Annotated in this window: 9 protein-coding genes; 8 read left to right on the forward strand and 1 reads right to left on the reverse strand. The window is 53.8% G+C overall.

Translation table 11 applies throughout. The features are described 5' to 3' along the window. The first annotated feature begins 205 nt into the window (after positions 1-205). The 5 genes from OEV49_08215 (at position 206) to OEV49_08235 (ending at position 11,674) form a co-directional block, all read left to right on the forward strand. Positions 206-2,017, forward strand: a complete 1,812-nt coding sequence (locus OEV49_08215; GenBank protein MDH3891057.1) for an ABC transporter ATP-binding protein/permease — start codon at positions 206-208, stop codon at positions 2,015-2,017. Then, positions 2,007-3,803 carry an ABC transporter ATP-binding protein/permease gene (locus tag OEV49_08220; GenBank protein ID MDH3891058.1) on the forward strand — a complete coding sequence of 599 codons (1,797 nt, stop codon included), beginning with the start codon at positions 2,007-2,009 and terminating at the stop codon, positions 3,801-3,803. The genes OEV49_08215 and OEV49_08220 overlap by 11 nt, the downstream gene beginning before the upstream one ends. Before the next feature lie 216 nt (positions 3,804-4,019). Next, positions 4,020-6,302, forward strand: a complete 2,283-nt coding sequence (locus OEV49_08225) for a T9SS type A sorting domain-containing protein (protein MDH3891059.1) — start codon at positions 4,020-4,022, stop codon at positions 6,300-6,302. Positions 6,303-6,867: 565 nt separating this feature from the next. Continuing rightward, entirely contained in the window at positions 6,868-9,153 is a 2,286-nt protein-coding gene (locus tag OEV49_08230; GenBank protein MDH3891060.1) for a T9SS type A sorting domain-containing protein, read from the forward strand. A 268-nt stretch (positions 9,154-9,421) separates the two neighbouring features. Beyond that, positions 9,422-11,674 (forward strand): glycoside hydrolase, encoded by a 2,253-nt coding sequence (locus OEV49_08235; GenBank protein MDH3891061.1) that lies wholly within the window; start codon positions 9,422-9,424, stop codon positions 11,672-11,674. 422 nt (positions 11,675-12,096) lie between these two features. Here the strand turns inward: OEV49_08235 and OEV49_08240 are convergent, their stop codons facing one another. Then, complete coding sequence (locus tag OEV49_08240; GenBank protein MDH3891062.1) at positions 12,097-12,438, reverse strand: hypothetical protein; 342 nt, start codon at positions 12,436-12,438, stop codon at positions 12,097-12,099. Positions 12,439-12,577: 139 nt separating this feature from the next. Here OEV49_08240 and OEV49_08245 point away from each other — a divergent pair, with 139 nt between their 5' ends. From OEV49_08245 to OEV49_08255, 3 genes are all read left to right on the forward strand, one after another. Continuing rightward, a complete protein-coding gene (locus OEV49_08245; GenBank protein ID MDH3891063.1) occupies positions 12,578-13,144 on the forward strand; it encodes a sigma-70 family RNA polymerase sigma factor in 567 nt (188 codons plus the stop codon). Further along, positions 13,141-13,665: a hypothetical protein gene (locus tag OEV49_08250; protein ID MDH3891064.1), complete on the forward strand. Its 525-nt coding sequence runs from the start codon at positions 13,141-13,143 to the stop codon at positions 13,663-13,665. The genes OEV49_08245 and OEV49_08250 overlap by 4 nt, the downstream gene beginning before the upstream one ends. Before the next feature lie 369 nt (positions 13,666-14,034). Then, positions 14,035-14,658, forward strand: coding sequence for a superoxide dismutase (locus OEV49_08255; GenBank protein MDH3891065.1), 624 nt, complete (start codon positions 14,035-14,037; stop codon positions 14,656-14,658). Positions 14,659-14,813 lie beyond the last annotated feature (155 nt).

The following is a 14,813-nucleotide window of genomic DNA, read 5'->3' on the forward strand; positions in this document are numbered from 1 at the left end:
GAGAGTTTGATGTTGAATCAAATGAATAACTATATCTCGAATGGCGTACCGAAATTTCGCGGCGGGTGGTGTATGAATCGCTTGTGAACAGATTCACATAAAGATTTCAACCCGCCGCAACCGAAAAGGTCCGGCGGGTTTCTTTTTTGAGCTAAGTCCCGTCGAGCCTTCAACATAAACGACTGAATGAAAAGAAGGTGAGAAAATGACCGCTGAATTCTATGAAGATGAGAAAGCAACCGCCGAGGAAAAAGATATAGGCTCCAAAAAGGCGTTCGGCCGGCTGCTCCCCCTGTTAAAAGAACACACCAAGGGTCTGTTGTTCTGTCTCGGTCTCCTGGCCGGTGCCACTTTGCTGTCGATTTACTGGCCGATTCTGATCAAAACAGCGGTCGATACCGACATCAAAAGCGGCGACTTCGACGGCCTTCTGTGGACCGCTCTGGCCATCGGCGGGCTCCAGGTTGCTACCATCCTGTTTCAGTATATTCAGCGCATTCGTCTGGAAACTATCGGACAGGATGTGATGGTTGCCCTGAAACGCAAACTATACCACCATATTCTGTCGCTGGATGTTTCGTTCTTCGACAAGAACCCGGTAGGTCGACTGCTGGCCCGGGTCGAGTCGGACACGGAAGCGCTTAGGATGCTTTTCACCAACACTGTGGTGCTGGTGGTGGGTGACTTTCTTTTGGTGGCCGGAATCTACGCGGTCATGTTCTATTACAGTTGGCGGCTGGCCTCGCTTCTGTTGATCGTGGTGCCGATAGTTGCGCTGCTGGTAGTGATTTTCGAACGTAAGACGACCAAGCGGTTCTTGAACGTTCGCAAGAAAATGGCCGAAGTGACAGCTACCTTGACGGAGTTTTTGCACGGCATGTCGATTGTGCAGATATTCCATCGCGGCGCCTATGCGCAGCAGCGGGTGAGTACGGCCAACCGGGAGAAGTTCGCCGAAGATACCTATGTCAATATTGCCGTAGTGCTGTTCTTCAACACTGTCTTCTTCTTTGAATCGGTGATGTTAGCGCTGGTTTTGTTTTTTGGCGATCAATGGCGCCAAGCGCACCTGATCACGTCCGGCACGTTCATCATGTTCATTGTATTGATTTGGAAGTCGTTCGAGCCTATCTGGCGCGTTTCGGAACAGTTGTCGACCATTCAAAAAGCTGTGGCCGGCGCCAAGCGGATCTTTGCCCTGCTGTCCACACCACAAAGACTGCTGGACCCGGCCAACCCGGTGCGCCTGACCGGTCTCAAAAAATCGATCCGGTTTGAGAAGGTGTGGTTTTCGTACACCGACGATGACAATTATGCGTTGAAGGACGTCAGTTTCGAGATTCCGGTCGGCAAGCGGTTCGCGCTGGTCGGCGTAACCGGTGGCGGCAAGAGCACGGTGATATCGTTGCTGCTCAGGCTGTACGATCCACAAAAGGGTCGCATCACCATCGACGGCGTTGACATACGCGACATCCGCAAAGCCGACCTGCGCGGCCAGTTTGCCCTGGTGTTACAGGATATCTTTCTCTTCCCCGGCGATGTGACGTCGAACATCTCGCTGGATTCAGATGAGATGGAAGCTGCAACCATCGAGGATGCAGCCCGAACAGTCGAAGCCGACCGGTTCATCGACAAGTTGCCGGACAAGTACGGCACCGAGGTCTCCGAGAAAGGGTCCAATTTCAGCCGCGGTGAACGTCAGCTACTATCGTTCGCGCGCGCGTTGGCATCCGAGCCGGATATCCTTCTGCTCGATGAAGCGACCAGCTCGGTCGACCCGGAGACGGAGCGGACTATTCAGAGTTCGCTTAAGAAACTGATGGCCGATCGTACTTCGATAATCGTGGCCCACCGGTTGTCGACGATTCTCGATGTCGATCAGATTCTGGTCATCCGCCGCGGAGAAATAATCGAACGCGGTTCACACACAGAATTGTTACTGCAGGACGGTTACTACTCGAAACTGTTCCACTTGCAGTTCAAGCATAGAAACGGAGTGTTAGCAGATGCTGGATAAAATAAGATGGTTCTGGCGATATTATCGCCGTTACAAGTATGTACTGGCATTGTTGATTATACTGACGCCAATCCAGGCGGCTTTCCAGGTGTCGATTCCGAGAACGATCGAATTCAGTATCGACTACTTCGAAAGCGGTCAAGTTTCCGATCACTGGGCGGCGCACCTGATAGATGACGCGGCGCATAGTTATGGTCTGTCGACCGCCGCCGGACTGGCCCTTACTCTGGTCATACTCGGTCTAACGGCCGGGATTCTGTATTCAGTGGTACAATCGCATCGAGCCTGGATGAACCTGAAACTGGAGTGGCTGTTTCGCCAGGATGCGTTCGACCGGATCACACTGAAGGGACCGAATTTCTTCAACGACTTTCGAACCGGTGATCTGGTAACCCGCATGACCGACGATGTGGCCGAGAAACTGTCGTGGTTTGCTTGTAGTGGTATATTCCGGCTATACGAGGCTTTGGCTTTCGTAGCTTTCACGATCTACATGATGACCACAATCGATCCGACGTTGACCTTGTGGACGGCCGGTCCGTTGCCTATTTTGATTGTAATCTTCTTCGTGAGCGCATCGGTTTTGGACAAACGTTATGACCATCTGCAAACACGCATTTCGCGTTTCAACGATGTCATGGAAGCCTGTTTCTCGGGCATCCGCGTAGTCAAGGCGTATGTCAAAGAGCCGGCTCAGAAGAAGAGTTTCGAGACGGCGGTGCAGGATCGCCGGAATGCGGAGATTTCAACGATCAAAGCGATGACTGTCGTTGAGTCGATGTACCATTACATCTGGCAGCTCGGCATCATCATTGTGATAGTCGGTGGCGGATACCTCGCTATCAACAGTAATCTGTCGGTCGGCAAGCTCAGCGCCTTTGTCTATTTGACGGTCTACCTGATTTTCCCGATGTTCGACATCGGTCAGTTCCTGGTCAAATCGCGCCAGTCGGCGGTGTCTATCAACCGGCTGGTCGAGCTTGAGAAGGTAGCTCCGATGGTGGCCGACAACGGTCATCAAGGCGCCAACGGCAATGTGGTCGGACGATTGACCTTTGAGAACGTTCGGTTCAGGTTCCCCGATGGTGAGCGGGATATCCTTGATGACATTTCGCTTGAGATCGAAGCCGGTCAAACTGTGGCCGTCGTCGGTCGGGTTGGTTCCGGCAAGAGCTGGTTGATAAACATGATCCCGCGCCTGGTCGAACCGACCGGTGGTGTGGTCAAGCTCGACGGCAATGATCTGAAGATGTTCCGACTTGAGGACCTGCGCAGCAATATCGGCTACGTACCACAGGAGCCGACGCTGTTCTCGGACACGGTGAAGAACAACATTCTGTTCGGACGCGAGAGTGTCTCCGATGCCGTGCTGGAGTGGGCGATCGATGTCGCGCAGCTCAAAGACGAAATCGCTACCTTTCCCAAAGGTATCGAAACTGCAATTGGGACACGCGGCATGTCGATCTCGGGTGGTCAGAAACAGCGACTGGCTCTGGCCCGGGCGCTGGTGGCCAAACCGAAGATATTGATCCTCGACGATTGCACTTCGGCCTTGGACTCGCGCACCGAGACCGCTCTTTGGCAGCGGTTGCACGAAGTGATGCCGGGTATGACGGCGATCCTGATCACGCATCGTCCGGACACCCTTGAGAGCGCGGATAATATTTTCGTGCTGGACAACGGACGGGTGGTCGAAACCGGTAGGCATCATCAGTTGATCGCCGGTGACGGGCATTACGCTCGGATTTACAAACGGTATCGCCTGGCCGAAGAGGTCGGCGCGTAGCTGCCGGTTGACACAACGAGATCGCGCGGCTAAGAGGACTGTGAAATCTCAACGAGTAGGGTGGGTCCGTCTTCGGACCCGCCTTCTTTACTGTGGCCGGTGTACGTCCTCGTGCACCGGCCTGTCTTACGGGCCATGACGGGCGGGAACGTACGCCTCCACTGAGCCGCGCCATTGCTCTGGCGGTTCTCACAATAGCCTTGCCAGCAAAGAGATATGCCCTATATCGAAATGATGCACAAAGACTTGGGTGCATCGATGGGAAGAACTGTTTTGAAACTAATATCTATCATCATTACTGTTTCACTTGGGCTGTGTGCGACGGCTCACTGTTCGGAGTATGATCGGCAGTCTGACTTTGAGGATTCGCTGGAGTTGAAGTATGCGGGAAGCACGGCATGGTCCCATTTTAGTGACATGATTGTGGACGGTCACTTATTGTATGCAGCGATGGTGTTCGGCGTTAAGATTCTGGATCTATCAAACCCTGAAAAACCTTCCCTGGTTAGCCAAGTGTATATGAACGGCAGCCTCACATACTCCTTGGCGCTCCAAAAGCCCTACCTGTACGGTCGTACGGTCGACGGATTGAGCGTATTCGACGTTACCGAGCCAGCAGCGCCTGAGCTTTTAGGCCGACTCGATCATTCGTGTGATGAGGGGGGCATGGCCGTGGCGGGTGACTACGCCTATCTCAGTTGCGGCACACGCCTCGTCACGGTTGATATCTCGATTCCGACGTACCCTGTCATAACGAGTGACATGATCCTGCCAAGGAACGGGGGTGATGCCAGATTCTACGTCGCCGATACCCTCATGTACCTTGCCGCACAGAGATTCTTTGTTGTCAGTATCGCCGATCCCGCACATCCGGAGGTAGTATCTACCATCGGGTGGCCGGATATAGACTGCGCCAAGGATCTCGCCGTGGTGGACAGTCTCGTGTTCATCGCTAACCATCCATGCGGTGAACCGCCGGGTCGTTCCAAGTTCAACATTGTGAATGTTGCGAATCCACTCCTGCCTGAGATCATTGCGACTCACGAGATTGGCGCTGGCGTTTATCACATGGCGAGGAGTTCCCAGAACGTATTTGTCAGTTGTGGTATGACCGGCATAGTCTCATTCGACGTGACCGATCCGACGTCACCGGTGATTGCCGGGTGCTACATGGGTCCAGGAATAGCCGGCCCCATAGTTATGTGCGGCGACCATCTAATCGTTTCCGACGATATGCCTGCGTGGACTCAGTCGCCTGGTCGGATTTGTGATCCGGATTCCACTTCCAGGGCCGATTCTCTGACTCGCCCCGGTGATCTCCAGATTGTCAACGTGTCCGATCCACCGTCACTAACCCTGATCGGACGTGTTCCCACAGGCGCTTTGCACCGCTATCTAGCGGTCTCCGACTCACACGTCTATGTGTCTGAGTTGTCAGGCGATATTGTAGTAGTGGACAACTCGAATTCAGACACCGTGACGAGGAAGCGCAGCATAGAATTGCCACAACTAGCGGGAAAACAATGTGTCTCAGGTGACTACCTATACGTTCCCCTTGGTCCACGAGGGCTGCACATTATGGATGTGTCCAACCTCGACAGTGTCGTGACTGTTGGGGAGGTAGTCACTCAAAGTTCCGCCGGCGCCGTCGATGTGCAGGGCAATTATGCCTACGTCACAGAGAGCCAGTACGGACTTGAGATCGTTGAGATTACCGACCCAAACGCACCGCACGTGGTCGGCTCGATTTTTCTGGAAGGTGGTTTGATAATGGACGTCGCTGTTCACGGTAGTCATGCCTATGTCGCAGCCAGCGACCGCATGCTTGTTGTGGATGTTGCGAACGCCGCCAGTCCCAGTGTTATCGGGGTCTTCATGGGATCATACATCCTCAATCTTGCAGTACAAGACACCTTAGTGTACGCGGGCGGAGGCGCGCGACTCCATGCCATCAGCGTCTCCGACCCTATGAATCCCGTTGGAGTGAGTGAGTGGAATGGAGCCGAGATTAGAGATGTCGCTACCAACGGCGACTATCTGTATACTGCATCAGCGGAAGCGGGGGCACTTATCTTTGACGTGTCCGATCCGGGCCAGATTGTATTGGCGAGTCAGATTCACACACCGCTGTTTGCTGTCGCGGTGTGCGCCACGCATGAATACGTTTGGGTAGGAGACACATACGGGATTCTCAGATATGTGTCACCCGGCAGCAATAACGGTCTCGATCTGCCGACCACATTCACGCTCCATCAGAACTTCCCGAACCCGTTCAACCACTCGACAACCATTTCTTTTTACCTAACCGGCAGCGCGCATACCACGCTGGAGGTGCTGAACATCCTTGGCCAACGGGTTGAGACCCTTCTGGATCGAACTGTACCGAGTGGAACAGTCACTGCAGGGTGGGATGCATCGGGTCACGCTTCCGGGGTATACCTTTATCGATTGACGGTTGGAGATTCACAGCAGACCAAAAAGATGCTACTGCTGAAGTAGGTGTCACCAGGGCAATAAGAGAACCACGTTCTGCATAGCTTTAGGTGGGGGATTGAAGAACTGGATTCCGTGTCAAAGCCCGGAATGACTGGAATTCATAATCCCCTCCGGTATGAAGTCCGGGCCACGTCCAGAGAAGAATCTCGCCAAGCGCGTGATGTCGAAACCCGCCTGCGGCGGTCCCACGGACCGGTGGCCGTCTCAAACCTTGTTTGGGACGGAGAATAGAAAAGCCACCTCCAAACCGGGTTTGAGGGTGCCACCCAATGTGAGCGGCAGATGTCCACATCTGCCGCTTTGTTGTGCCCGCGTGATTATCAGATCGCGCGGGTGATCGTGGCCGAGTCTGAAAACTCGACAACCACAACCCGCCTTCTTCATTGTGGCCGGTGTACGTCCTCGTGCACCGGCGTATTCTTGTCAACACGGGGGGCGCTAAACGGTAGCGGAGAGTACTGTGCGCCCGCAGTCCTATGAACCTCAAAAAACGGCCTTGCAAACAGTACGAAACGTCCTATATTAGTAAGTGTACAAAGGGAAAGAGTGTTTCTGGAGAGGCTTGATCTTGCGGCTGTTGTCAGTCATTACAATAGCTTGTCTTGGGCTGTGTGCGGAAGAGACGCAGGCTGAGCAAAACTTCTATTCTGCCGAAGTAGATTCGGTCCAATTGCAATATGCGGGGAGTGCTCTGTGGAGTGGTCGTCACGACATTCTGGTTGATGGAGATTACATCTATTGCGCGATGACTAACGGCTTGATGGTTATTGACGCGAGCGACCCAACACTGCCCACAATGATCTCCCAAACCTATTTGAATACCCGGGTTAACTGTCTGGCCAAGTCAGGATCGACGGTCTTCTGTGGGACCACATACTCCGGCCTTCTTGTGGTGGACGTATCAAATCCCAGTAGATCGCAGCTAGTGGGGTCAGCCCCACTTGATGGCTGGATCGCCAATCTTGCCTTTGACGACGGATTTGTCTACGCCATTTGCTTGGACTCAATGCACGTTATCGACGTGACGAACCCCCATTCCCCGTCGGCTGTCGCCAGTGTAGTCATTCCCGTCAATTCCAGCATGACGTTTCGAGGCATTGTCGTTTCAGGTGGAGTTGCATTTATCGCGGCAAACGACCTCTACTTGGTCGACATATCCACACCTGCCACACCGCTCCAGATTGCCCGTATCACAGTTCCCCAGATTGCTATTGATGTTGATCTGGGCGATACACTTGCGCTCGTTGCCGGGTTGTCGAGTCGACAGCCGTCTTACCAATCTGTTTTAAGTGTCATCAATGTCCGGGATATCAACTCTCCCTCGATTATTTCGAGCTACGATGTCTGGGGTGATCTGATGAGCGTCACCGTTCGAGGCAGCTATGCATACTTGGCAGCCGGTGAGTCAGGCGTGGCTGTATTTGACATAACAGATCGCTTGGCAATGCAACCAACAGGTTGTTTTCCCCCGTTGGGTCGGGCTTATGAAGTGAATGTGCATGAGGCACTCGCTTTTGTTGATAATTCGGCTCCATTGCTATTCAATGAATCCGAGTTCAATCAGGTTCTGTGTGCGCAGGCGGGAAGGGGCTTTTTACCAGCATCAAATCTTACGCAATCGCCCGATACGGGCGATCTATTGATCCTTGATGTCTCAGATGAATCGTCGTTGGTTGCCGTGGGCGCCTATCCGCACCCTGGTTACGCCACTTCGGTAAAGGTAGTGGGGCAACACGCATTTGTAGCAGATGAAACTGGGGGCGTATCTATCGTCGATGTATCCGGATCAGACACGCTCATTGCGGTCTCAGAAATCGAAGGACCTGAATCGCCGCGCGGTATGGACGTCGCGGGGAACATACTGCTGATAGCGGATCAGCTAACCGGTTTGTTGATTGCTGATGTTTCTGACATTGCCCATCCCCGCATTGTAGGCAGTGCCTCGATAAATGGTTGGACTTCGGATGTCGCAACTGACGGTGAATATGCCTTCGTCGCCGGCGGCAGCCAGGGTCTATTGGTCTTCGACATTTCAGAGCCAACTGTGCCAACAGTCGTCGGACGATCTAACACCAACGATTTCGCTATTGAGGTCATCGTTTCCGAACAGTATGCCTATGTATCGGATCGATACGCAGGCCTACGGGTTTTCGACCTGTCTGATCCGACCCAACCTGTCGCGGTAGGGAAGTATCCGGCTAATGATGAGCCCCTGTGGGTCATTTACCTGGCAAAATGGGGGAACACTCTTGTCCTGGCCGCCGATTTCGAAGTTTTCATTCTGGATGTCACGAACCCACTCGAACCGAAGCAAATCGGCTCGTACGTTTCCTCGAGAATCCAAGACATATCACTGGCAGGTGATCTTCTCTTCCTGGCGACGGCACGGAATGGGATCGAAGTGGTTGACATCTCTGACCCCGTTGCTACTAAGAAAGTATGCACATACGACACTGAAGGCGCGGCGATGGGCGTTGCCTCAAGGGACTCTATGCTCTTTGTTGCCGATCACAACAGCCTTCTCAGGTTTCAATGGCGGGGGTCATCAGACCCGAACGGTCATGGCGTTGTACCAGACGATCTCAGAATCGATCCCGGTTACCCCAACCCGTTCAACCCTTCCACGACCATAGAGTACTCAATTCCGCGAACCTCAAGGCTGAGCCTGTCTGTTTATAATATATTGGGCCAGAAAGTTGCCACGTTGGTTGATGACGTCAAACCGGCCGGATCATACACAGCAAGATGGGGTGGCACAGATGCTGCCGGTAACTCTGTCGCAAGTGGTGTATACCTTTGCACAATCAAAGCAGGAGGTGCTTATCGAACTATCAAGTTAGTCAAAGCGAAGTGAAGCTCGACACACATTACGGTTCACCTTTCTACGAATAATGTCCTGGTGTTCACTCCTTCCTAAACAAATACTTCTCCAATTCGTCTAATTAACCAAACCCCACACCCTCACCGCTGTGCTGTATAAAACGCAGAGTTTGCCTTCCCCATAGGGGCGGGCGTATGTGCATTGACAAAAACGAACAAACCGGTATCTTGCAGAAACTCGGTTACCTCAGACCGTACTCGCAAAATGCCGACCAGTCGGCCCACGACAAAGGAGAGCCAAAATGACACGTCAATTGCTAACGGCAACCCTCATCATCACCCTATTGCTGATCGGCGTCGCCGCTTTTGCCGACAGCAGCCTGCCACCCCCTGCCAACATCCGCCTGACCTACGTCGAAAACTGGCTCAACAACGAGCAGCAAGTATGGATCTGCCCGACCGATAGCAACGTGATAATAGCCAACTGGCGCGACTTTCGTCTCGGATACCGTCAGGTAGGAATCGGTCGTTCCGACGACGGCGGCTTGACCTGGACCGACTCGCTGATCAACAAACCGTGGATGCAGATGTTCGGCTTTGACTCCAAGCAATCCGACCCAACCATGAATGCCGACCGTCAGGGGAATTTCATCATGTCGTCAATGGACTGGGACGGTTTCGGCTTTTCCGGACTCAATACGATTGTGTTTTACAAATCGACCGACAAAGGTATCTCCTGGACCGGACCGGTGCCGTGTGTTTGGAGCGGCAGCGCCGTCACCTTTGAAGACAAGCAGTTTGTGGCCGTCGACCGCACCGGTGGCATCCATGACGGTAATATCTATTGCATCTGGGCTCGCTTCTATGATGGTCCCAACCGTCTGCAGTTCGTTCGTTCCACCGATGGCGCTCAGACTTTTGAGGACACTATAGTGGTCGGACCGCAGCAGTTTCCATCGGGCTGCGGAGTTCGTGATGCCGGGCAGTTTGCCTTTCCGCTGGTCAACTCAAACGGCGATGTGCATTGTTTCTGGCAGGGGTGGGCCTATGACTCTTCCGGCAATTGTACCGGAAACCAGTCTATCAAGCATGCTATCTCAACTGATGGCGGTCAGAGTTTCACCTACCCGGACACCGTGCTTGGCGTCAGCGGCTATCAGTATGCCAACGGCGGCGTCAATACGTACTCGGCGCCGGCGGCTGACGCCGACATTACCGGCGGACCGTTCGACGGCAACATCTATATGTCGTTTACCAATATCGGACCTGAAGATACCGACAGAAGTGACGTTGATTTCGTTCGGTCATTGGACAACGGCGCTACCTGGTCGGAACGGATTCAGATCAACGACGCGCTTGAATCTGACTTGATCGACAGTTTCCATCCCTGGTTGATCGTCAACCAGGAAGGTGTCATCATGGTGATATTCTATGACCAGCGCTATGACTCGCCCAACTACTACCTGTTTGATCTGATGGCGGCCTACTCGTTCGACGGCGGCTTGACTTTCACCAGCAATCACCGAATCACCACGGCTTCGTCGTCACCCGGCGATCTAAAGTTCGACGAGGAGAACGGACCGATCATAGATCCCGAGACCGGATGGTTGCGCCCGCTGTCCGATTCGCGCGCCGGGTTGATCGGTGAGTATATCGGCGTCACCGCCTACCACGACAAAACCAACGCCGTCTGGACCGACTCGCGCGACGGCAACTCAGAAACCTACACGGCCAACTGGTACCTGCCTTTGTTGGAACCGCGACTCGCGGCGCCGGAGCTAGGGTCCTATCCGCCCAGCGCGCCCTCGTTCGCATGGGCAACATCGTGGAAACATGATCAAGACCGCTATCGTCTGGAAATCTCAACCGATGAAACCTTCGGTGTGGATGTGACCTCCCGAACAGTCGACACCAATCTGTACACGCTGGACATCAGCCTGGACGAAGGGAACTACTTCTGGCGGGTCAAGTCGCTCAAGACGACAAACGCAGACTCCTCGGAATACTCGGCTGTGTGGTCATTCACGCTCGATACAACGCCACCCGATCCGCCGCAACTTTCGGAACCGGCCGATGAGACAGTGACTTTAGAGCCACAGCCTTTCTTTGATTGGAGCGATGAGACCAAGGCCGGAGCCCCGGTCACCTATTCGCTGTATGTCTCCACCGACCCGGCCTTCACGCCCGGTCCAAACACAGTCACATACAGCGGTCTGACCACGTCGGAATTGGCTCTTCCCAATCCGTTGCAACCCGACATTCTGACATACTGGAAAGTCGAGGCTATCGACGGTGCTTCGAACAGTTCCGAGTCGGTTGTCTTCACGGTGACCAATTCCAGTCTGGCCTGTGGTGACGTTGACGGTGACGGTGGTCCGGATGTCACCATTGCCGATCTCGTTTACATGGTCGATTACATGTTCAACGACGGCCCGCCACCGCCGGTGATGGCGGCGGCCGATGTCGATGGCTCGGGCGGTGATATTGACATCGCCGATTTGGTGTACATGGTGGACTATATGTTCAACGGCGGCCCGGCGCCGATTTGTAGATAACGCGCAGGATTCACCCTTCGACTGCGCTCAGGGTGACACGGGATGGGCGCACGGTTGGGTGGCAAGGTCTATACCACACAAACGAGCCGCGCCTATGTCATTCCCGCGAAGGCGGGAATCTATCTTCACTTGTAGGTCGAAACCCCTGACCCGGAGGGTCGTCCTGAGCGGAGTCGAAGGACGGGTTTCGACATCCGGGGCTCACGGATGCTCTTCTGCCAAAAAGAGCAGCGGGTGGCCGTCTCAGACCTTGTTTGGGACGGAGACATTTCAGCGGAAGAGTCACCCCCAAAGAGACTTTGAGGGTGCCACCCACCGATGCCATGCCGAGCGGAGTCGACACATGAACAAATCACAACAACGAAAAGCCGGGACCTGTGAGAGTCCCGGCTGAAATCACCCATCTCCGTCTCGACGAGAAACTAACTTACGCCATTCCGGTCGGCCTTGTCATCCTTGCTAGCGACCGCATAGTACACTAAGAACGCGAGCCCGGCCAGAACACACATAAGCCCCAGCGTCCCCTCCTCAGAGACAACATCAGTGAAGAAACTAACCATCGCACCCAAACCTACGCCCAACAGCACCAAACCCCATTTGAGATTCGACAGTGCGGGTGAGGTCTGTCGGGGATAGAGATTCTTGACTCCCTCCTCAACCAAGCCCTTTTCAATCAGGCGGTTACGCGTTCGCGCATCGGAGACGATTTTCACGATCGCCACACACGCTAAGAACATCGCGGGTACTATCACTATTTCCGGCATCTTCAACTCCTTTGCTTGGACTTCTCAATCGTTTCTATATCCATCGGACCGGTTAGCCTGCCCGAAGTTGCAGCGAAAAGCCGAAACTTCTGCAACATATTCTTCGTCTATACTGTCAAACCCAATAAGAAATGGAAATATGGCCGAAAGACCACCGCAAATTGAACGAATTCTCGCAGGAGATCACAAGGCGTTTGAGGAATTCGTCAAAGAGCATCAGCGATTGGTGAGTCATATCGTGTTTAGGATGGTTTCAAACGATGAAGATCGCAAGGACATCTGCCAGGATGTGTTCCTTAAAGTGCATCAGAATCTGGCCGGTTTTCGCAATGAGTCCAAGCTGTCGACCTGGGTTGGCCGAGTAGCCTATAATCGATGCCTGAATCACCTGGAGAAGAAAAAGGTCCCGCTGTTTGAGGACCATTGCGCTGAGGGCAGCACGATCGATAGTGTCATCGGAGAGGCCGTTCAGCCGGACGAGTATACAGAACATCAGGACATGGCCATGCGGCTGCGGGCTGAGATTCAAGAATTGCCCGCACAATACCGGGCCATCGTGTCGCTCTATCATCTCGATGAAATGACCTACAAAGAGATCGGCGAAATCACCAAACTGCCCGAAGGCACCGTCAAAAGCTATCTCTTTCGCGCCCGCAAACTGCTGAAGGAACGGCTGGCTGCAAAGTATCAGCCGGAGGAATTATGAGATACGAACACGCCAACGAGCAACAGTTACAAAAATATGTCGATGAACGCCACCGGCTGGAACGGCCATTAGTCGATCATATCGAACATTGCGGTCTGTGTCAGGAAGCAGTCGCTCAATATCAAATGCTGTTCGATGGCCTGGCCGATGAGCACGATATCCGGCTTCCGGCCGATTTTGCGGCTACCGTAGCTGCTCAGCTACCCGCCACAAAGCCGGTCGAGACAACCGCTGAACGCTGGTCCATGAGCACTGTCCTGGGCGTAGCCGGTCCGCTGTTAATGATTGCAGTTACGATCTATATCCTGGGCTATCAGTCGCTGCTTACCGGGTTCGACGGTTTCAGCACGGGCGCTGTTGGCCTTCTGACCGGTCTGTTCACCGCGGCCGGAGAGTTCCTGCTTCGTTACGGACTACGGGCCGATCTTATCGGCTTTGCCGCCCTTTTGTTGGTGACAATCGGCCTCACCGACAGGCTGCTTCGTGCCCTCCGTCACGGAAAAGCCATGCTGATGGCGTAAGGCCCCAAGCAGAGCCCTTGCTCTTTCCAAGCCTCAAATGTAAGTAGGTCGTCCGCCCCGGCGGATTAGCGGTTCCGACAAGTTTCTTAGGGCAGGTCCGTCTCCGCCCCGCCTTCTTTGTCTGTCATTCTGGCGAAGGCCAGAATCCAGTCCCGGAATCGAAGAGTGGATTCCGGGTCAAAGCCCGAAATGACGGAACGAAGCGTCTTGTAGGTCGAAACCACAAGTGACTTCCAACCGTCCGATCCAAGGCCGCCCCCTACGCTATGAAGCACGGAACAAATCTCTCCCACCACGGTTAAACAATTACAGAAAAGTAGATTCTAACCGTCCATTATGAGTCCATGGACACGCAGGAGAAGTCTTGACATGATGTATACCTTACCCGAACTCGGATATGAGTACGATGCCCTGGAGTCGTTTATCGACGCCCAAACGATGGAAATCCATCACTCCAAACACCACGCTGCTTACGTGGCCAAGTTGAACGCCGCCCTGGAGGGTCACGGAGAGTTGGCCACCAAGAGCGCCGAACAGATCATTTGCAAGCTGGACCAGGTGCCGGAAGATATCCGCACCGCGGTTCGAAACAACGGCGGTGGCCATGTCAACCACAGTTTCTTCTGGCAAATCCTCAAGCCGAATGTCGCTTTCAAAGGTGAGATTGCTGAAGCGATCAATGCCAAGTTCGGCGGGCTAGACAAATTCAAGGAAGAGTTTTTGAAAACGGCCGTGGGTGTCTTTGGCAGCGGCTGGGCCTGGCTGGTGATTGATAGTGGCGGTGATCTCAGCCTGATGGGCACACCGAATCAGGACAACCCAATCAGTTCCGGCTATACGCCGGTGATGGGTGTCGATGTTTGGGAGCACGCTTACTATCTCAAGTATCAGAACCGCCGCCCCGATTATGTTCAGGCGATTTTCAACGTGATGAACTGGGAGAAGATCAACGAGTTCTACGTAATGACGCGCCAGACGGCGAAGTCGATGTAAAACATCTCTGACATTTCAACGTTGTCGAAGCCCCGGACCTTTGGTTCGGGGTTTTTGTTGGGCTGAATCACTTCACTGGCGTAGCGGCGGGGCTTGTCTCCGCCGATCACCCATCTTGTAGGGCGGGTCTTCTGCGATCCCGCAATGATTGGCTG

The sequence above is a fragment of the Candidatus Zixiibacteriota bacterium genome (assembly GCA_029860345.1).
Classification (GTDB): domain Bacteria; phylum Zixibacteria; class MSB-5A5; order GN15; family FEB-12; genus JAJRTA01.